The 18,171-nt window shown below is 59.7% G+C and carries 18 protein-coding genes; 11 read left to right on the forward strand and 7 right to left on the reverse strand.

Annotated features, from left to right (window positions below; genetic code table 11):
• Positions 1-10: 10 nt before the first annotated feature.
• On the reverse strand, positions 11-721 hold the full coding sequence (gene folM / locus AC07NR_RS23835; protein WP_248738292.1) for a dihydromonapterin reductase: 711 nt from the start codon (positions 719-721) through the stop codon (positions 11-13).
• Positions 722-777: 56 nt separating this feature from the next.
• The gene (locus AC07NR_RS23840) at positions 778-1,347 is read right to left on the reverse strand and encodes an antibiotic biosynthesis monooxygenase (protein WP_248738291.1); all 570 of its coding nucleotides are present in this window, start codon (positions 1,345-1,347) and stop codon (positions 778-780) included.
• Positions 1,348-1,569: 222 nt separating this feature from the next.
• On the opposite strand from AC07NR_RS23840, the gene AC07NR_RS23845 reads away from it, so the two are divergent.
• On the forward strand, positions 1,570-2,529 hold the full coding sequence (locus AC07NR_RS23845) for a MerR family transcriptional regulator (RefSeq protein WP_495079596.1): 960 nt from the start codon (positions 1,570-1,572) through the stop codon (positions 2,527-2,529).
• Positions 2,530-2,532: 3 nt separating this feature from the next.
• Here AC07NR_RS23845 and AC07NR_RS23850 read toward each other — a convergent pair whose 3' ends face one another.
• Positions 2,533-3,138, reverse strand: coding sequence for a hypothetical protein (locus tag AC07NR_RS23850; protein WP_495079597.1), 606 nt, complete (start codon positions 3,136-3,138; stop codon positions 2,533-2,535).
• Positions 3,139-3,192: 54 nt separating this feature from the next.
• Complete coding sequence (locus tag AC07NR_RS23855) at positions 3,193-3,669, reverse strand: PAS domain-containing protein (RefSeq protein WP_134825516.1); 477 nt, start codon at positions 3,667-3,669, stop codon at positions 3,193-3,195.
• A gap of 153 nt (positions 3,670-3,822) precedes the next feature.
• On the opposite strand from AC07NR_RS23855, the gene AC07NR_RS23860 reads away from it, so the two are divergent.
• Positions 3,823-4,278, forward strand: a complete 456-nt coding sequence (locus AC07NR_RS23860; RefSeq protein ID WP_495079598.1) for a flavodoxin — start codon at positions 3,823-3,825, stop codon at positions 4,276-4,278.
• Here the strand turns inward: AC07NR_RS23860 and AC07NR_RS23865 are convergent.
• Positions 4,268-5,155, reverse strand: coding sequence for a LysR family transcriptional regulator (locus AC07NR_RS23865; RefSeq protein WP_495079599.1), 888 nt, complete (start codon positions 5,153-5,155; stop codon positions 4,268-4,270). The genes AC07NR_RS23860 and AC07NR_RS23865 overlap by 11 nt on opposite strands.
• A gap of 95 nt (positions 5,156-5,250) precedes the next feature.
• On the opposite strand from AC07NR_RS23865, the gene AC07NR_RS23870 reads away from it, so the two are divergent.
• The 5 genes from AC07NR_RS23870 to AC07NR_RS23890 all read left to right on the forward strand — a co-directional run bounded on the left by AC07NR_RS23870 (position 5,251) and on the right by AC07NR_RS23890 (position 9,193).
• Positions 5,251-5,637, forward strand: a complete 387-nt coding sequence (locus AC07NR_RS23870; protein WP_495079600.1) for a CidA/LrgA family protein — start codon at positions 5,251-5,253, stop codon at positions 5,635-5,637.
• On the forward strand, positions 5,627-6,313 hold the full coding sequence (locus AC07NR_RS23875; protein WP_096819057.1) for an LrgB family protein: 687 nt from the start codon (positions 5,627-5,629) through the stop codon (positions 6,311-6,313). Before AC07NR_RS23870 ends, AC07NR_RS23875 begins: the two co-directional genes overlap by 11 nt.
• A gap of 131 nt (positions 6,314-6,444) precedes the next feature.
• On the forward strand, positions 6,445-7,227 hold the full coding sequence (locus tag AC07NR_RS23880; protein WP_248738285.1) for a class II aldolase/adducin family protein: 783 nt from the start codon (positions 6,445-6,447) through the stop codon (positions 7,225-7,227).
• Positions 7,227-8,129: an alpha/beta fold hydrolase gene (locus tag AC07NR_RS23885; RefSeq protein WP_265812294.1), complete on the forward strand. Its 903-nt coding sequence runs from the start codon at positions 7,227-7,229 to the stop codon at positions 8,127-8,129. Before AC07NR_RS23880 ends, AC07NR_RS23885 begins: the two co-directional genes overlap by 1 nt.
• Before the next feature lie 152 nt (positions 8,130-8,281).
• Positions 8,282-9,193 (forward strand): SDR family oxidoreductase, encoded by a 912-nt coding sequence (locus AC07NR_RS23890; RefSeq protein WP_085729653.1) that lies wholly within the window; start codon positions 8,282-8,284, stop codon positions 9,191-9,193.
• 43 nt (positions 9,194-9,236) lie between these two features.
• Here the strand turns inward: AC07NR_RS23890 and AC07NR_RS23895 are convergent, their stop codons facing one another.
• Entirely contained in the window at positions 9,237-9,497 is a 261-nt protein-coding gene (locus AC07NR_RS23895) for a hypothetical protein (RefSeq protein ID WP_007957240.1), read from the reverse strand.
• Positions 9,494-11,380, reverse strand: a complete 1,887-nt coding sequence (locus AC07NR_RS23900) for an S-type pyocin domain-containing protein (protein ID WP_495079601.1) — start codon at positions 11,378-11,380, stop codon at positions 9,494-9,496. The genes AC07NR_RS23895 and AC07NR_RS23900 overlap by 4 nt, the downstream gene beginning before the upstream one ends.
• 378 nt (positions 11,381-11,758) lie before the next feature.
• Between AC07NR_RS23900 and AC07NR_RS23905 the strand changes: the two genes are divergently transcribed.
• From AC07NR_RS23905 to AC07NR_RS23920, 4 genes are all read left to right on the forward strand, one after another.
• The gene (locus tag AC07NR_RS23905) at positions 11,759-11,956 is read left to right on the forward strand and encodes a hypothetical protein (protein ID WP_495079602.1); all 198 of its coding nucleotides are present in this window, start codon (positions 11,759-11,761) and stop codon (positions 11,954-11,956) included.
• Between the two features lie 273 nt (positions 11,957-12,229).
• Positions 12,230-14,023 (forward strand): DUF1302 domain-containing protein, encoded by a 1,794-nt coding sequence (locus tag AC07NR_RS23910; protein WP_265812292.1) that lies wholly within the window; start codon positions 12,230-12,232, stop codon positions 14,021-14,023.
• Between the two features lie 23 nt (positions 14,024-14,046).
• A complete protein-coding gene (locus AC07NR_RS23915; protein ID WP_495079603.1) occupies positions 14,047-15,414 on the forward strand; it encodes a DUF1329 domain-containing protein in 1,368 nt (455 codons plus the stop codon).
• A 139-nt stretch (positions 15,415-15,553) separates the two neighbouring features.
• Positions 15,554-18,100, forward strand: a complete 2,547-nt coding sequence (locus AC07NR_RS23920) for a LuxR C-terminal-related transcriptional regulator (RefSeq protein ID WP_495079604.1) — start codon at positions 15,554-15,556, stop codon at positions 18,098-18,100.
• Positions 18,101-18,171 lie beyond the last annotated feature (71 nt).

Genomic DNA, 18,171 nt, shown 5'->3' on the forward strand with positions numbered 1-18,171 from the left:
CGGGGGCGTTTTACTTGACGTGCCGCCCGCCGTTGACGGTCAGGGTGGTGCCGGTGACATAAGGGTTGTCGAGCAGATAACGCAGGCTCTGATAGATCACTTCGCTGCCCGGCTCGATGCCCAGCGCGGACTTGGCCAGCGCCTTGGCGCGGTATGCCGCGTCGTCGTCGGGATTGAACAATAGCAGGGCCGGTGCGATGCCGTTGACCTTGATTGACGGCGCATAGCGCGCGGCGAAGGACAGCGTGAGACTGTCGAGCCCGGCCTTGCTGGCGCAATAGCCGATGTGTTTGCTGCTGCCCTTGCGCGTGACGTCGTCGCTGATGTGGATGATGTCGGCGGGGCTCGAACGTTGCAGCAGATCGGCGCAATGCAGGTTGATCAGGTACGGCGCCAGCATGTGGATGTTGAACATGCGGGTGAAGGCTTCGGCTTCACCGTCGCCGTTTTCCGCCAGCCATTCGGAAGCGTTGTGCACGATGGCTCGCAGGCTGTCGGTGTGGATCTTCAGTTCAGCGATGAAAGCGAGGATCGTGGCCTCGCTGGAAAAATCCGCGAATACGCCGATGGCCCCCAGATCCCTTAACGTTTTCACACCGGGACGTTCGCTGCGGTAGGTGAAAATGACCCGGTGGCCGTCTTCCAGCAGCCGCTGCGCGCAATGCAGCCCGACACGCTGGCCGGCGCCAGTGATGAGAATGGGGGCTGCAAAGGAGGTCATGATTGGCTCGCGTCGAGGTCTGAGCAAAAACTATAACAGCGACGCGAGCGATGGTTTCAGCGATTTTGCGCGGATGCCGCACCGGGCAATGGACGGGCCGGGGCGCTGTTGAGCCAGCCGGCCAGCAGACGCGTCGACAGCGGGATGAAGAAATAGACCATCAACGGTGTCAGGCACAGCGTGCTGATGAATACGCGGGGCAACAGGCTCATTTCACCGAGCAGCGGGCCCAGCACGAAGTTGAACAGCAGCGACACCGGGAAGAACGCCAGCCAGATGGCTACGGCCTGTTTCCAGCGCGGTGGGCGGACGCCTGCTGCGCCGAACCAGCCTTCGATGCCGCTGACCCGATGTTCCTTCGGATGGGCGAACAGATCACTGCCACGGGACAGCCACGCGGTGCGCGATGCAGAGTGCTCCCAGGCATGCAGGGTCTGTTCGTCGACAAAGCGGAAAATGATCTGGAACTCATTGTCGCCGGGAGGCGGAGCCAGGACGCCGGAACCGAGATAACCGGGGAAATCGGTGGCCAGTTGTTCGCCTTCGCGCAGCCAGGCGATCAGGTCCTGATAACGGCCATCGGCGACGCGACGGGCAACCATCAGCGTGACGGGGGAAGTAGACATTGTGTATCTCCGTATTGCATTTGCGTTGCTCCGGGTAGGAGTTTCGCCTGACGCAGCGCCGGGGTAGAGGGCTGCGCTTTTCGACAAGCAAGGATTATTCCCGATTATTGTGACGAAACCAGAGACTTTCGTCCCATTTCATCGCTTGAACCGACAAGGGGCATCCAGAGTAGAATGGGATCCAACTTTGCTAACAACGACAACAAGGACGTGTCCGCACACATGCCTGTCATTACTGACGTTCGCCTTGCCTCGCAGGCCTCAGTTGCGCTTGAGCGCGAAGAGCTTTTCCCCATACGCGAGGTGGCGCGTCTGACCGGCGTGAACCCGGTCACGCTGCGTGCTTGGGAGCGGCGTTATGGTCTGATCCAGCCGACACGCACCGAAAGTGGGCACCGGTTGTATTCGATGACCGATATCGAGCGCGTTCGCAGTATCGTCGACTGGATCGATCGTGGTGTGTCGGTGAGCAAGGTCGGCAGGATTCTGGCTAAGACCGAGCCGATGAAGGCGTTGGCGCACATCATTCCCGATGATCTGGTGCAGGCCGATTACCTGCAATGGCAGGAGCAGGTTCAGCGGGCGGTCAGTTCATTCGATGATCAGGAACTGGATCGGGTCTACGGCCAGATTTTCTCTTCCTACACCCTGCCTGTGGTGTTCCAGGACATCCTGATGCCGCTGTGGCTGCAGCTGTTGCAGCGACAGGATGCATTCGGGCAAACCAGCGAGTGGCTGTTCCTCGACGGTTTCCTGAGGGCGCGGGTACTGCAGCGCATCGTTGTGTTGCGTGGCTCTCATCCGCGCAAGGTGATTGTCAGTGCCCTGGCCGGGCAATGCCGTGAGCTTGAACTGCTGGTGGCGGCACTGTTTCTCAGTGGCAACGATGCAGGCGTTCGGGTGTTGACTACCGGCCAGCCGTTCGATGAGCTGACACTGGTTTGTGAAAAGATCAAACCCCAGGCGCTGGTGCTGTTTTCCAATCACGCCCCGACTGCCGAATTGCCCCGGCGTCTGAACCGCCTGGCCCTGAGCCTGGATTGTCAGCTGATGCTGGCGGGCGATGCGTCGGATCTGGCGCATGACATCCTGGCCGGATCATCGGTGGGCTGTCTGGGCAATGAAGGGTCAACCATGCGCCAGCGTCTGAACCAGTTTCTCGCGGGGACGCTGGATACCTGAGGCTCAGGTGTGCAGGGCAGGGTGGGTCAGGCGATGTTGCTGAAGGATGAACTGGCGCAACCGCTCGGTTTCGTCAGCGTCGCTCTGGCTCAGGTCGTAGGCGTAGAAACCGCTTTCGGTTTCCCGTTCGAAGGTGCCGCGCAGGGAAATCCGCTCATAGCCTGAAGGGCTGAACCACAGGGCGAAATGCTTCGGTGGCTTGGTCTTGTTGCGCACTTCCAGCAGCACGCCTTTATGCGAAACCTCGTAAACCCACAACATGCCCGGCTGGCCCTTGGCATTCTCCAGAGCGACCGGTTCTTCAAGGGCCAGACGCCACGGGCGAACCATCGGTCCGTCTTCATAGATGCTTGGCACACCCAGACGCAAATGCAGGGCATGGAATTCGTCTTCCACCAGATGCAGCGGAAAGGTCATCTGCTGGTTTTCGAAGTTGGCCTGGATGGTGACTTGCTCATGGGCCGCCAGGCGCGTGAGCAGATCACGGATCTGCGAACCACCATTGACCAGCAGGCTCGACGTCGCATCCCGCACATTGAGCTGCGGGTTGTGTTGCATGGTCTGGATGAAATCCAGCTCATCCTGGGTCAGGAGGGCGTCGCGTTGCATGGCTAGCTCGAAATAAATAATTACAAAGTCATTGGTGATTGTAGTTAATGACACTTAGTTCGCAGTTTTGTTTGCGCCGTTCGTCGCTTTCAGGGCCGCCAGTTCTGCTTCGAGAGCCGCGACCTGGGCCTCCAGCTGCGCAACCCGTTGCTGTGCCTTGACCTGCACGGTCACGTCCTTTTGCACACCGACGAAGTAAGTCTGTCCATCATCAGCGTTTTTTACCGTCGACAGCGACAGTTCGTTCCAGAACGGCGTGCCGTCCTTGCGGTAGTTTCGGATGATTTCCCGACACGAACCGTTATTGCGCAAAGCTTCGCGAATCAGTGGCAGATTTTCCTGGTTCCGGTCTCCGGCCTGCAGAAAACGGCAATCCTGATAGAGGATTTCCTCGCTGGTGTAGCCCGTCAGGCGTTCAAAAGCCGGGTTCACATAAATCAGGATGTTGTCTTCCTTGCCTTCTCGCTCGGCTACCACGATTCCGTCATTCGACGCGTTGATCACCATTTGCAGCAGGCTGGCATTGATCATCTTTGAATCCTTTCAAGGTTGTCGGTGGCAGGCATTCTAGAAGATCAATCAGCGCTGTCTACTGGCCATCAGCGCTTATCGAGAGCCAATCGCAACATTGCGCCGGTGGCTGTTACTATCGCCGCTCTTTTTTTCAGTTTCAGGATCAGATTGATGAAAGTCGCCATCCTCTCCGGCTCGGTGTACGGCACCGCCGAAGAAGTCGCTCGCCACGCGCAAAGCCTGCTGAAAGCCGCCGGTTTTGAAACCTTCTACAACTCGCGCGCCAGCCTCGCCGATCTCCAGAACTTTGGCCCCGAGGCCTTGCTCGCAGTAACTTCGACCACCGGCATGGGCGAGTTGCCGGACAACCTGCAACCACTCTACTCGAGCATTCGCGACCAGTTGCCGGCGGCCTGGCGCGGTTTGCCTGGCGCTGTGATCGCCTTGGGCGACGCCAGTTACGGCGACACGTTCTGCGGCGGTGGTGAGCAGATGCGTGAATTGTTCGGCGAGCTGGGCGTGCGTGAAGTGCAGGACATGCTGCGCATCGACGCCAGCGAAAGCGTCACCCCGGAAACCGACGCGGAGCCTTGGATCGAGCAGTTGATCGCCACGCTCAAAGGCTGATTCTGCGCTCGCGCAGCAGTGCGAGCCAGGCCTGCGCCGCCTTCGACAGATAGGCGCCCCGGCGCCAGATGAAGGCGATGTCCCAGCGCAGGTAGTCCGGTGCGTTCAAGGTCAGGCGCACCACGCCTGGCCGCACCAGCCCGCGGGCCACCACGCTGGGCAGCAGCACGACGCCTTGCCCGGCGGCCACCAGTGCCGCGAGAAAATCCGCCTGACCGCTACGGCCACCCTCCTTCGGGGTGAAGCCCATCTGCTGGCACGCCTGAAGCAAACGATCGTTGAGCACGAAACTGCGCTGATACAGCAGGAACGGCGTGTCGGCCAGCTCCTCCAGACCGATTTCACCTTTCGTCGCCAATGGGTGATCCACCGGCAGCAGCGCATCGAGCGGCTCATCGCAGAACGGCTGGAAGTCGAACTGAGGATCTTTCGGCAGCAGACTGCCGCCCAGCTCCAGTTCCCCGCTCAGCACCGCCTGTTCGACATTGCGGCTGCCGCCTTCGAGCAATTGCACGCTGATGTTCGGGTAGCGCCGTCGGTATTCGGCGAACAGCCCGGCGAACAGCGCATCGCTGCCCAGCAAGGGCAATCCTAGGCGTAACTCGCCGCGCGCCAGATGACTGAGATCATCCAGTTCGGTGAGCAATTCATCGCGCAGGCGCAGCATGCCTTCGGCCCGTTGCAGCACCACGCTGCCGGCGGCGGTCAGGCGTAATTGCGAACCCAGGCGATCGAGCAGCGGGGTGCCGAGGCTCTGTTCGAGCTGGGCGATCTGCTTGCTCACGGCGGATTGACTGATGTGCAGGGTTTTCGCCGCTTGGGTGAAACCGCCCTGATGCATGACTTCGACGAAGCTTTTGAGCTGTTTGAATTCCATGGCCTGATTCCGGATTGGAATGGCTTTGAGTCTAACAATTCGCTTCGGAGATGGCAGTCAGCTTCGTAAAATAGGCACCTGAAAGGAGCCCACCGATGAAAGCCTCGACCCTCAAATATCTCTCTCGCCTGCTGGCCGAACTGGCCGTGCTGCTCGGTCTCTACCTGCTCGGCTGCCAATTGGCCGCTTGGCTGGCCTGGCCGATCCCCGGCGGTGTGATCGGCATGGCACTGTTGCTGCTGGCTTTCGCGTTCGGCATGGTCAAACCGGCGGCGTTGCAAATGGGCGCGGGACTGTTGATGGCCGAGATGCTGCTGTTCTTCATTCCGGCGCTGATGAGTCTGCTGGATTACGGCGCCTTGTTGCGTGACGACGGCTGGCGGATCCTGCTGGTGATCGCCGCCAGTACGCTGATGGTGATGCTGGTGACGGCGTTCACCGTTGAGCTGGCCGTGCGCCTGAGGCGGTCCCATGAAGCTTGAACTGATGCCGATGTTCTGGCTGGCGTTCACCTTGCTGGCCTACCTGTTCAGTCGCTGGCTGTATCGCCGTACCGGGCGTTATGTGCTGTCGCCACTGATTCTGGTCCCTGCCTTGTTGCTCGCCCTTGCCGTGCCGTTACATACCGCTTATGCGGAATACTCCAGCAACACCCATTGGCTGATGCTGGTGCTCGGGCCGGTCACCGTCGCGTTTGCGGTGCCGATCTGGCAACAGCGACGTTTGCTGGTGCGGCACTGGTCGGCGTTGCTGCTGGGCATGCTGGCCGGCAGTGCCGCATCGATTGCCACCTCGTTCGGTCTGGCCAGGGCTTTGGCGCTGGACAGTTCGGTCACGTTGTCGCTGGTGCCGCGCTCGATCACCACGCCGTTTGCCATGCCGCTGGCGCAGGATCTGGGTGGCGTACCTGAGCTGACGGCGGTGTTCGTGATGTTCACCGGGGTGTTCGGCGCCATGCTGGGCGGGGTGCTGCTCAAGTGGCTGCCACTGCGCAGTGCCCTGGCTCGGGGCGCGTTGTTTGGCGTGGGCGCCCATGGTGCGGGCGTCAGTCGCGCCCATGAAGTGGGTGGTGAAGAAGGCTCGGTGGCGGGGCTGGTGATGGTGCTCACCGGGTTGCTCAATCTGTTCGCCGCACCTTTGTTGGCGTCGTTGCTTTGACATGGATCCAAGCGGTTTGCGCAGCTGACTCGCTCAGTCATCAAGCTGGCTGCCAATGCAACTACGCGAACCCCCGGGGCTGACTAGACTGCTGACACCTGCCGAAAAAAACAAAAACAGAGGTGCATACAGTGAGCGTAGCCCCCGTCCCTTCTTCCTTGAATGTCAAAGATCAGGTCAGTGCTGCGGAGTGGCAGACCCGGGTCGATCTCGCCGCCTGCTATCGACTGGTCGCCCTGCATGGCTGGGACGATCTGATCTTCACCCACATCTCGGCCAAGGTGCCTGGCACCGAAGATTTCCTGATCAATCCGTTCGGGATGATGTTCCATGAGATCACCGCGTCCAGCCTGGTGAAGGTCGACCAGGCCGGCAACAAGCTCATGGACAGCCCCTACGAAATCAATCCTGCCGGCTACACCATTCACAGTGCCGTCCACGAAGTGCGCCATGACGTGGCCTGCGTGCTGCACACCCACACCGCTTCCGGTGTCGCCGTGTCGGCGCAGAAGCAGGGCGTGCTGCCGATCAGTCAGCAATCGTTGTTCGTGCTGTCGAGCCTGGCCTTTCACGCCTATGAAGGTGTAGCACTCAACCACGAAGAGAAGGCCCGGTTGCAGGCCGACTTGGGCGACAACAATTTCCTGATGCTGCACAACCACGGTCTGCTGACCTGTGGCGGCACCATCGCGGACACGTTCCTGATGATGTTTACCTTCCAGCGCGCGTGCGACATCCAGGTCATGGCGCAGACCGGCGGTGCCGAATTGATCGCCATCGAACCGCAGATTCTGGCGGGCGCCAAGGCGATGATCGCCGGCGTCACCAAAAGTGCCCAAGGCATGGGCGGCGCGCTGGCCTGGCCGGCGCTGCTGCGCAAACTCGATAAACAAGATCCGGGGTATAAACTCTAATGCCTCTCGCCGAGATTCCTCTGAGTGCCTGGCGCAAACGCAGCCAGTCGTTTGTCTTTCGTGGCCAGCCGATCCGTTACTGGACGGCCGGGCAGGGCGAACCGTTGCTGCTGATCCACGGCTTCCCGACGGCCAGTTGGGACTGGCATTACCTGTGGCAGCCGCTGGCCCAGCGCTTTCGGGTGATCGCCTGCGACATGCTCGGCTTCGGCGACTCGGCCAAACCGTTGAACCACACCTACAGCCTGCTGGAGCAAGCCGATCTGCAACAAGCCCTGCTCGCGCATCTTCAGGTCGAGCAACCGGTGCATCTCCTTGCCCATGACTACGGCGACAGCGTTGCCCAGGAGCTGCTGGCCCGGCATTACGAAGAGAAGATCGAAGTCGCCAGTTGTGTGTTCCTCAACGGTGGTCTGTTCCCGGAAACCCATCGGCCACTGCTGGCGCAAAAGCTGTTGCTCAGCCCGCTGGGCTGGATGATCGGCCGCGCGTTTACCCGCGATGCACTGGTGAAAAGCTTCCGGCAGATCTTCGGCCCGGACACCCGGCCCAGTGAAAGTGAAATGGACGACTTCTGGAGCCTGGTCGAATGCAATCGCGGGCCGCGCATCATGCACAAGTTGATCACCTACATTCCGGAACGCCGGGTGCAGCGTGATCGCTGGGTCGCAGCGATGCAGCGCGGCGAGGTGCCGTTGCGGGTGATCGATGGCGAAGTCGATCCGATCTCCGGCGCACACATGGTCGAGCGTTATCGCGAGTTGATCCCCGACGCGGACACCGTGCTGTTGCCCGGCATCGGTCATTACCCGCAAAGCGAAGCGCCGGTGCAGGTGCTCAAGCATTACCTGGAATTTCGTGATCACTTCGTGCTGCCGCCGCGCAAGGTGGCGTGCTCCTGATCGCAGGGCGGGGGCGCGTTGCGCCTCTGCACGGTTTCATCATCCCCCAGCCTTATCGCGCACCATTCAGCCCCAGCCGTGTTCGTTGTGACCGAACGCGTCGTGCCTGACACTCGGGGACACTGTCCCTCAGGCCTGCTGGAGTTGCCTCGATGAATGAGTCTGTGCGTTTCGAAGATAAAGTCGTGATCGTCACCGGAGCCGGTGGTGGCCTGGGGCGCGCTCATGCTTTGCTGTTCGCCAAACAGGGCGCCAAAGTGCTGGTCAACGACCTCGGCGGCTCGACCCAGGGCGAAGGCGCCAACGCTTCGGCCGCCGACCGCGTGGTGGCGGAAATCCGCGAGGCCGGCGGCATTGCCGAAGCCAACCATGACTCGGTGACCGACGGCGACAAACTGGTGCAGAACGCCCTCGACGTGTTCGGTCGCGTCGATGTGGTTGTGAACAATGCCGGCATCCTGCGCGACAAGACCTTCCACAAGATGGAGGACGCCGACTGGGATCTGGTCTACCGCGTTCACGTCGAAGGCGCCTACAAAGTGACCCGCGCCGCATGGCCGCATCTGCGCGAGCAAAACTATGGGCGGGTGATCTTCACCGCATCGACCTCTGGCATTTACGGCAACTTCGGCCAGTCCAACTACGGCATGGCCAAACTCGGTCTCTACGGCCTGACCCGCACCCTGGCCATCGAAGGCCGCAAGAACAACATCCTGGTCAACGCCATTGCCCCCACCGGCGGCACCCGCATGACCGAAGGCTTGATCCCGCCGCAAGTGTTCGAACAACTCAAACCGGAACTGGTCAGCCCGCTGGTGGTGTACCTGGCCAGCGAGCAGTGCCAGGAAACTTCGGGCCTGTTCGAAGTCGGCGGCGGCTGGATGGGCAAGGTGCGCTGGGAACGCAGCCTGGGGGCCGGGTTCGATCCTCGCGTAGGGTTCTCGCCGGAAGATGTGGCGGCACACTGGCAGCAGATCTGTGATTTCGAAGGGGCGGCGCATCCGAAGGACAACATCGAGGCGCTCAAAGAAATGATGGCGAATCTGCAGAAGTATTCGTTGTAACCCGAGCGGCCACCAGGTGAGAGCCTGGTGGCCGATTTGCCGATCAGGTGTATCTGTTTTCGATCATGAATTTTGGAGGGGACCAGTTCGGGCCTTTGATCGCCAGGCCGTGCTCTCCGAGAGCAAGTACCCCGGCGGCGAAGAGGCGGGAGTAGGCGTTTTCGAGTGCGCCATACTCTTTGAGGATGTCGCGGTTGTAGAGTCTGATCATCCTGTCCAGATGTGGATTTGCTTTGATCAAAGCGAACACTGCAACGATGTCATCAAGGGACTCGTTTTTTACGATTTGTTCGACAGTATTCATTTCCACATCTCCTTCAACAACCTTTGGTATTCGCGCTCTACTTGTTCTGCGTCGGCGGCCAGCGCTTCAGGTGTGTACAGCAGCGAAGCATCGTCTTTGAGTTTGAAGTCCTCCAGCGTTGCTGTGTGAACATTGTTCCACACAGGAGAGTTCGGATCAGGTCGTTCGTTATCTCCATATCCCAAGGCTCTGAATCTTTCTAGCTCTCTCAACTCATGAGTGTAGAAGCGCTTGTCTGTATCCGTTATCTCAATCTCTCCGCTGATGATTTTTTCCAAGCGATCAATCATTACCTTATTGGCGGCCGACTCAGGAAATCTTGAGATGTGTAGTCTCACAGTGCTTGCTCCTTCTGATGTTGCAGTTACAGGGGACCATTCCAAATCAAGAATTGGTCCACCGGTTTTCTCGGGGTTAAACGCGCGGCCGCTGTGCTCGCCACCTTCAACGCCTCCCTCATAGGGACTGCTGAAAACCACATACAACGGCGGTATTCCCGACTCAATCGGAAAGACCGTGATAAACCCGCCAAACCCATACCGATCCAGCTCGGGAAACGGATCGATCCGTCCTTCGTCTGGAACAACTTCAGCACCGTCGTAGACCGGAGGATCGGTATCGGCCAGCGGCAGGTTGGTGGAGGTGTCTTGTGGCTGTACCAACGGCGTCCAGGTCAGCGTGGGACCTTTGGTGTCGCTGGCGGTGGAAACGTAGACGTTTTTACTGGCGTCGAAGCGAGCGGCTCTCACGGGAACATGGGCGGGGACTGTCGCTCCGTCCATCGTTACTACGACAAATTCGACTTTGTCGCCCATCGTCGACGAGCCCAGCGTGACCGGCAGATTGACTGTTCCCCCGACGGCTGCCAGGTTTTGAAGATCTGCATTCAGATCCGGTGCAAGGTCTGACAGCGGAACGCTGGCCGAATACAGGTCGCTGTTACCCAGTTTCGAAGGGGCGAGCAAAGCAGCGAATCCGACGATCACCGGCGCAACCGCTGTGGAGATGCCCGTCAGCGCCAGGGACACCGCCGTTCGCAGCGACGTTCTGAGTGCCAGCGTAGTTGCCGGGTTGTTGCCAAAGACGCCAAGCGGCCCGGTAAAGGTGGGGCCGAATGCGGCCATTGATCCGGCATTGGCAAAAACTGGAGATTGTCCGTCCGGGGCGTTTTCCGCTTGCAGACGTGCCTGCTCGGCAGCAATCTGCTGTGCGATGGCTTCGGCGGTGATTTGCGCCTGCTCAGCAGCAAGCCTTTGCGCTTCAGCCAGCGCTGCAAGGCGCGCCTCTTCACGGGCCTGGATTTCCTCTTGTTCCTTTTGCTGCCGTGCTGCCTCTGCGAGTGCTTGCTGACGGTGTTGCTCGGCAGCGATTCGGGCTCGTTCGGCTGTTTGCCTGGCCAGCTCCCGGTCGTTGGCTTGGGAAGCGGCAAGCCAGGTGTAGTAGTTGGTGTTCTGTCGACTCAGAATGTCGATGGTCTGGGACAGCAGCCTCACTTCATGAGCCGCGCGATACGAAACGGTCCAAGCTTGTATGGCTATGCCATAAGGCTTGATCTGCGGCTCCATCTGCGAAGCCTTTTGGATAAACTCGGCCAGCGTTTTATTGGCAGGGTCACTGCCGAAGAACTGGTTAGCGATGGCGCTTTGTTGCTGAAGTACCGCCGTCTTGTGCGCAATCAACCTGTTGCGAATGTCCAGTTCGCGAATAACCGCTTGCGTGGGAGGTAGATAGTGATTGGAGCCCTCCTGCCGAATCGTCGCTAATTCATGTTCAATTGTTTGTGGTAATTGAGTCGTGCGAGTTTGATATTCACTTTCCAGAACACTGATATTTGATTGCATGGCGTGGGTGATCATTTGAACGGAATGGGCGGTCATTTGCATGACGTGCCCATGTCCAAACATCCCGCTGCCGTGAGGAATTCTGGGCGAATGGGATGGCGGTATAATGAACGTGTCGCGTGGTGCAATGCCTCGTATATGGACGGCGTCGTTAATACCTATTTCCAATCTTCCTGATGGAGGGTTTGCCATATTCATATCCTTTGAATAAGCAGGTTTGTAATAAGTCGGCGCAAAAATCTTAGTGCCGGCAAGCGTTTGCATGGCATTAAGTTACAGCAAGACGTCTTGGCTTGATTCTGATTAGGCTGTAGTTGATGGCGAATTAAACTGTATGAAATTTGAGCGGGTATTAAAAAGAATAGGTATTTCCCGTTTTAAAATGGAAATATCTGACAAGCTTTTCGGAATCTGCCATGAGTGAACGATGTGATCTTTTTCGCACGCATAAAAAAGGCCGCTGCAAACGCAGCGGCCAAGGTAAGACGTTGGATCAAGGAGCTACAAATCAACGTCAGTGAACACCTGGGCGATGGAGCGAAAAACGCTTCAATCCATCAGAAATCGGTTGCCGACGACTCGGTCGCGGACTTTTTGCTTCGTGGCGGTCCGCCGTGAAAGCCCGTTCAGAATAAGCGCCTGAGGCCAAAGGAAAAATAGCGATTCCGGACATGCACTGTTACGGGGCATGTAACAGTGGGGCGCCCCGAGCCGGGCATCATCCGTTTTATTGATCGTGGGTTATCCAGCCGGTTCATGTTCTGCGGCAGGCCCCGTCCCAGGCGGGGGTTCATCCTTTAGAGCGACAGCGCGAATACCTCCTTGGTGCGCTTATCGTCCCCGTGTGGCGGCAGTAGGGTGGGGCCTTCTGTCACTCACCGGGGAAGACGCATGACAAAAACAACAATGCGCGCCATCTTCAAACCGCAGGCGCTGGCCGCTGCGGTGGCCTTGGGTTGCTGGGCCCAGGCCCATGCCGTGGATTTCAACATCGGCGAAATCGAAGGCACGTTCGACTCGTCGCTGTCGGTCGGCGCGAGCTGGGGCATGCGCGATGCGGACAAGTCGCTGGTCGGTACGGTCAATGGCGGCACGGGCCAGTCTTCGACCGGTGATGACGGGCGCTTGAACTTCAAGAAGGGCGAGACCTTTTCCAAGATCTTCAAGGGCATCCACGATCTTGAATTGAAGTACGGCGACACCGGTGTGTTCGTGCGTGGCAAGTATTGGTACGACTTCGAACTCAAGGATGAAGACCGCGAATTCAAACCGATCAGCGACAAGGGCCGCAAGGAAGGCGCCAAGTCTTCCGGCGGGCAGATTCTCGACGCGTTCGTCTATCACAACTACTCCATCGCCGATCTGCCGGGCACCGTGCGCGCCGGCAAGCAGGTGGTGAGCTGGGGCGAAAGTACCTTCATCGGCAACTCGATCAACAGCATCAACCCGATCGACGTCTCGGCGTTCCGCCGGCCCGGTGCCGAGATCAAGGAAGGCCTGATACCGGTGAACATGCTGTTCGGCTCGCAAAGCCTGACTGACAAGCTCTCGGTCGAAGGCTTCTATCAGCTGGAGTGGGACCAGACCGTTCTCGACAACTGCGGGACCTTCTTCGGTGTCGACGTGGCGGCGGATGGTTGCAACAACGGTTACACCGTAGGCAGCCCGGCGATTGCGCCGCTGGCGCCATTGGCTGCTGCCTTCGGGCAACCCATCCAGGTCACTCGCGAAGGCGTGGTCGTGCCTCGTGGCGGTGATCGCGATGCGCGGGACTCCGGGCAGTGGGGGACGGCGTTGCGCTGGCTCGGCGACGATACCGAATATGGCCTGTACTTCATGAATTACCACAGCCGCACGCCGACGGTCGGCACCACCACAGCCGGGCTGTCGACCCTGTCGGCACTGCCGGGGATGGTCAGCACCGCCAACCGCCTGGCCCCCGGCAGCGGTTCCGGCCTGGCGCAAAGCGTGATGCTCGGGCGCGGTCAGTACTACCTCGAATACCCGGAAGACATCCGTCTGTATGGTGCAAGTTTCGCCACCACCCTGCCTACCGGCACGGCGTGGACCGGCGAGCTCAGCTACCGGCCCAATGCCCCGGTGCAGGTCAACACCAACGACTTGACGCTGGCACTGCTCAATCCGATTGCCGGCGGTGCTGCGTCGCCACTGACCACTTCCCCGGGCGCCGACAACAAAGGCTACCGGCGCAAGGAAGTGACGCAACTGCAGAGCACCCTCACGCACTTCTTCGATCAGGTGCTGGGTGCCGAACGCCTGACCGTGGTCGGCGAGGCGGCGGTGGTGCGGGTCGGTGGGCTGGAGTCGCGCAGCAAGCTGCGTTACGGCCGCGACTCGGTGTACGGCCAGTACGGTTTCGGCGGTGACACCGGTGGTTTCGTCACGTCGACTTCCTGGGGTTATCGCGCCCGGGCCATCCTCGATTACGCCAATGTGATCGGCGGGATCAACCTCAAGCCCAACCTGTCCTGGTCCCACGACGTTTCCGGTTATGGCCCCAACGGGTTGTTCAACGAGGGCGCCAAGGCCATCAGCGTCGGGGTCGATGCCGACTACCGCAACACCTACACCGCCAGCCTCAGTTACACCGATTTTTTTGGCGGCGATTACAACGTCCTCACCGACCGTGACTTCGTGGCCCTGAGCTTCGGCGTGAACTTCTGATCTGCCCGAGAAGGATGAAATCCATGCGCAAAATGATTCTGCAATGCGGTGTCCTGGCCTTGAGTCTGCTGGCCGCCAACGTGATCGCGGCGGTGTCGCCGCAAGAGGCCGACAAGCTCGGCACCAGCCTGACGCCGCTCGGCGCCGAGAAGGCCGGTAACGCCGATGGCTCGATTCCAGCCTGGACCGGCGGCATTCCAAAAAACGCCGGGGCGGTGGACAGCAAGGGCTTTCTCGCCGACCCGTTCGCCAATGAAAAACCGCTGTTCACCATCACAGCCGCCAATGTCGACCAGTACAAGGGCAAACTCTCCGAGGGGCAGGTGGCGATGTTCAAACGCTACCCGGAAACCTACAGGATTCCGGTCTACCCGACCCACCGCACCGTCGCCGTGCCGCCGGAAATCTACGAATCGGCCAAGCGCAGCGCGTTGAACGTGACCACAATCAACGACGGCAACGGCCTGGCCAACTTCACCGGCAATCGCTACTACGCCTTCCCGATTCCAAAGAGCGGCGTCGAGGTGTTGTGGAACCACATCACCCGTTATCACGGCGGCAATCTGCGGCGGATCATCACCCAGGTGACACCGCAGACCAATGGCAGCTACACGCCGATCCGCTTCGAAGAAGAAATCGCCGTGCCGCAGTTGATGAAGGATCTGGACCCGCAGCAGGCGGCCAACGTGCTGACCTTCTTCAAACAGTCGGTGACCGCTCCCGCACGCCTGGCCGGCAACGTGTTGCTGGTGCACGAAACCCTCGACCAGGTGAAAGAACCGCGTCTGGCGTGGATCTACAACGCCGGCCAGCGTCGGGTTCGCCGTGCGCCGCAGGTGGCGTATGACGGGCCTGGCACTGCGGCGGATGGCCTGCGGACTTCGGACAACTTCGACATGTTCTCCGGCGCGCCGGATCGTTACGACTGGAAGTTGATCGGCAAGAAGGAAATGTACATTCCGTACAACAGCTACAAGCTCGATTCGCCGAAGCTCAAGTACGACGACATCGTCAAGGCCGGGCACATCAATCAGGACCTGACCCGCTATGAATTGCATCGCGTCTGGGAAGTGATCGGTACGGTCAAGCCGAGCGAGCGACACATCTACGCCAAGCGCCATATGTACATCGACGAGGACAGCTGGCAGGTGGCACTGGTTGATCACTACGATGGTCGCGGGCAGCTGTGGCGGGTGGCCGAGGGGCATGCCCAGTACTACTACGATCACCAGGCTCAGGCCTACACGCTGGAAGCGCTCTACGACATCATCGCCGGTCGCTACATCGCCCTTGGGATGAAGAACGAAGAGAAGCACAGTTTCGAATTCGGCTTCGAAGCCAAGGTCGCCGACTTCACCCCTTCAGCCTTGCGTGCCGAGGGCGTGCGCTAGGGTTTTCGATACACCGGCAAGACAAAAGGCGACCGGGTGGTCGCCTTTTTTATGGGCTGCGATCAGCGTACTGAATACTCGTCAACAAGCGTCGGGGAGAGGGCTAGGGTGAGCGTACAACGATAAAAAGGCGCACCCGATGACCGCCATGACACCCTGTCTGGATAGACCGGATTTTCTCCCGAGACTGTCTCCCCATCATCTGCCACGCCCGCGCCTTTACGAGGCACTGCTCGACTCGGCGGCTCGGGTCAAACTGATCTGCGCGCCGGCCGGCAGCGGTAAAACCGCGCTGCTCACCGAGTGCCTGCTGCAGGCTCCGGTCAATTGCACCGTCTGCTGGTTGCCGCTGGCAGGGGCGTCCTTGAGCGTCGGCGAGTTTTGCGAACGGCTTGCGCGTTCGATGGGACTGACTGCCTCGGACGAGGCTTCGCTGCTTTATGAACTGGCGCGACGATCTTCGGCTACCTGGGTGTTGATCGACGATTACTGCCGGAGTCCGGAAGCTGCGCTGGATGCATTGCTCGACCGGATGCTGGCGATCAGTAGCCCGGCCCTGACGTGGTGGATCGGTACGCGGCGGCGTCCACCCTGCAACTGGCCGCGCCTGCTGCTGGATGACGCACTGTACGAATGTGAAGGCGCGGCGCTGGCGCTGAACAGGGATGAAATTGCCCAAGTGTTGCGTCACTTGCCGCCAGCCCAGGCCGATAGCATCGCTGCTCGCATCCATCAGCGCAGCGGCGGCTGGTGCGCCGGGGTACGGATGCTGATGATGCAAAAATGCGACTGGTCGCAGAGGACCTTGCCGCAGCAACGCATGGACACCTTGCTCGATTATCTGCAACACGAACTGTTCAGCGGCCTGAGCCCGGAGCTGGCCGAAGCCTGGCGGGTGCTGGCGCATTTGCCGCGCTTCAATGCCAGCCTGTGCGATCACCTGTTCGGTGCCGGGGACGGGGCGCAATGGATGCGCAGTCTGCAAACCCTGGGATGCTTTATCGAACCCTGGCATGGATCTCCGGACTGGTTGCAGGTATGTGCTCCACTGTCGCGTTTGATGCGTGACGAACCTTGGCCTGCCGGGCGCTCCTGGCATCGCCGGGCCTGTCAGTGGTTTGCTGCCGGGCAGCATTGGAAATGCGCCTTCGAGCAGGCGTTGCTGGCCGAAGAGTACGAGGTCGCGGTGAGTCTGCTACAGCATTTCAGTTTCGAGCATCTGTTCGAGGAACAGACGGTCGCGCTGTTGCTACGTCTTTATGAACAACACGGCGAGGAACTGTTGCTGGGTTCGGCGCAACTGGTCGGCTTGGTCACGGCTGCGTTGCTGTTCGCCGGGCGCTTTGCCCAGGCGGCGGATTGCATCGGGCAACTGTCGCGTTTTTTGCCGCCACCGTCGGCTGGCCAGCAACGGCAATTGATCGCCCGCTGGCAGGCTCAGCAAGGCTGGCTGTTGCACCTGCAAGGACGGATGGACGAGGCGCGGGATCACTTTGAGCAAGCGTTGAGCGATCTGTCGCCGAAGGCCTGGACAGCGCGCCTGCTGTGTCTCTCGGGGCGTACACAGCAGGCTTTGCTGTGTGGCGATCTGGAGCTGGCGCATTCGATCAATCGTGAAGCCCTTTGCCTGGCCCGGGCAGAGGGTTCATTGCTGTTCGAGGCATTGCTGGAACTTGATCACGCCCAATTGCTGGAACAGCGAGGGGCGTCGGCCCGAGCCGAAGAACTGCTGGCCAGCCTTTGCGAAATGCTCGGCTCGTCCGTCGAGCGACCGACGCCGCTGCTGGGGCGCATTGCCCTGCGTCGAGGGCGACTGGCGCTGAGCATGGGGCAACAGGAACGAGCGGCCGAGCACTTTCAGCAGGGGCTCGACGACTGTCTGCGCAGCTTTGACAAACGGGTGCTTTACGGCTTTCTCGGACAGGCGCAACTGGCCGCCGATCAGGGCGATTACCCACAGGCTTTCATGCGCCTGCGCGATGCTGAACGGTTGATGCAGCAGCGACAGATTCCGGACACGGTTTATCGCGGCGTCCTGTTGCAGGTCAGCAGCGAATTCTGGTTGCAACAAGGGCGGCCAGAACGGGCCCGGGAGGCCTTGGCTCGGGTACTTCGGCACTATCGTGGCCCCCACGCACGACAGGCACCGCCGGCGACGCTGGAGCTTGTCCCACGCATCGAGTGTTTGCTGATTCTGGCCGAGACCCGGTTGCACTTGGCACTGCAACCCATGGCGCGTCTGCAGTGCCTGTTCGAACAGGCTCAAGCCAATCGGATGATAGTTCTTGAAGCCGAGCTGTTACTGGCAATGGGTGAGGTGGCTTCGTTGCTCGATGCACGGGAATCGGCCCGACAGTATTTTGAAAGAGGCCGGACATTGGCCAGCCATTTCAATTTGTCGCGACTGTTGCTGAAGTTTGAAGAACAAGTGTCGGATGCCTGGGTTGATTGGGCACAGGAAAAGAAACTTTCTGATAAAAGTGGCGATGGAAGTTCATTGAGTTTGCGAGAATCTCAGGTTCTGGAGTTGATTGCTTCGGGAAGCTCCAATCAACAAATAGCGGACAAGTTGTTCATCTCGTTGCATACGGTTAAAACTCATGTCCGGCGAATTCACGCCAAGTTGGGCGTGGAACGTCGGACGCATGCCGTGGCGCTTGCGAGAATGCTGGGGTTGTGCAGTTGATTGCCAGTTAATAAGTTCGTGGGGCATGTTGAGAGTCGGAAGTTTTTAATACTTCGTAAAATGTGGTGGGT

The sequence above is a fragment of the Pseudomonas sp. GW821-FHT09C09 genome, from assembly GCF_059418105.1.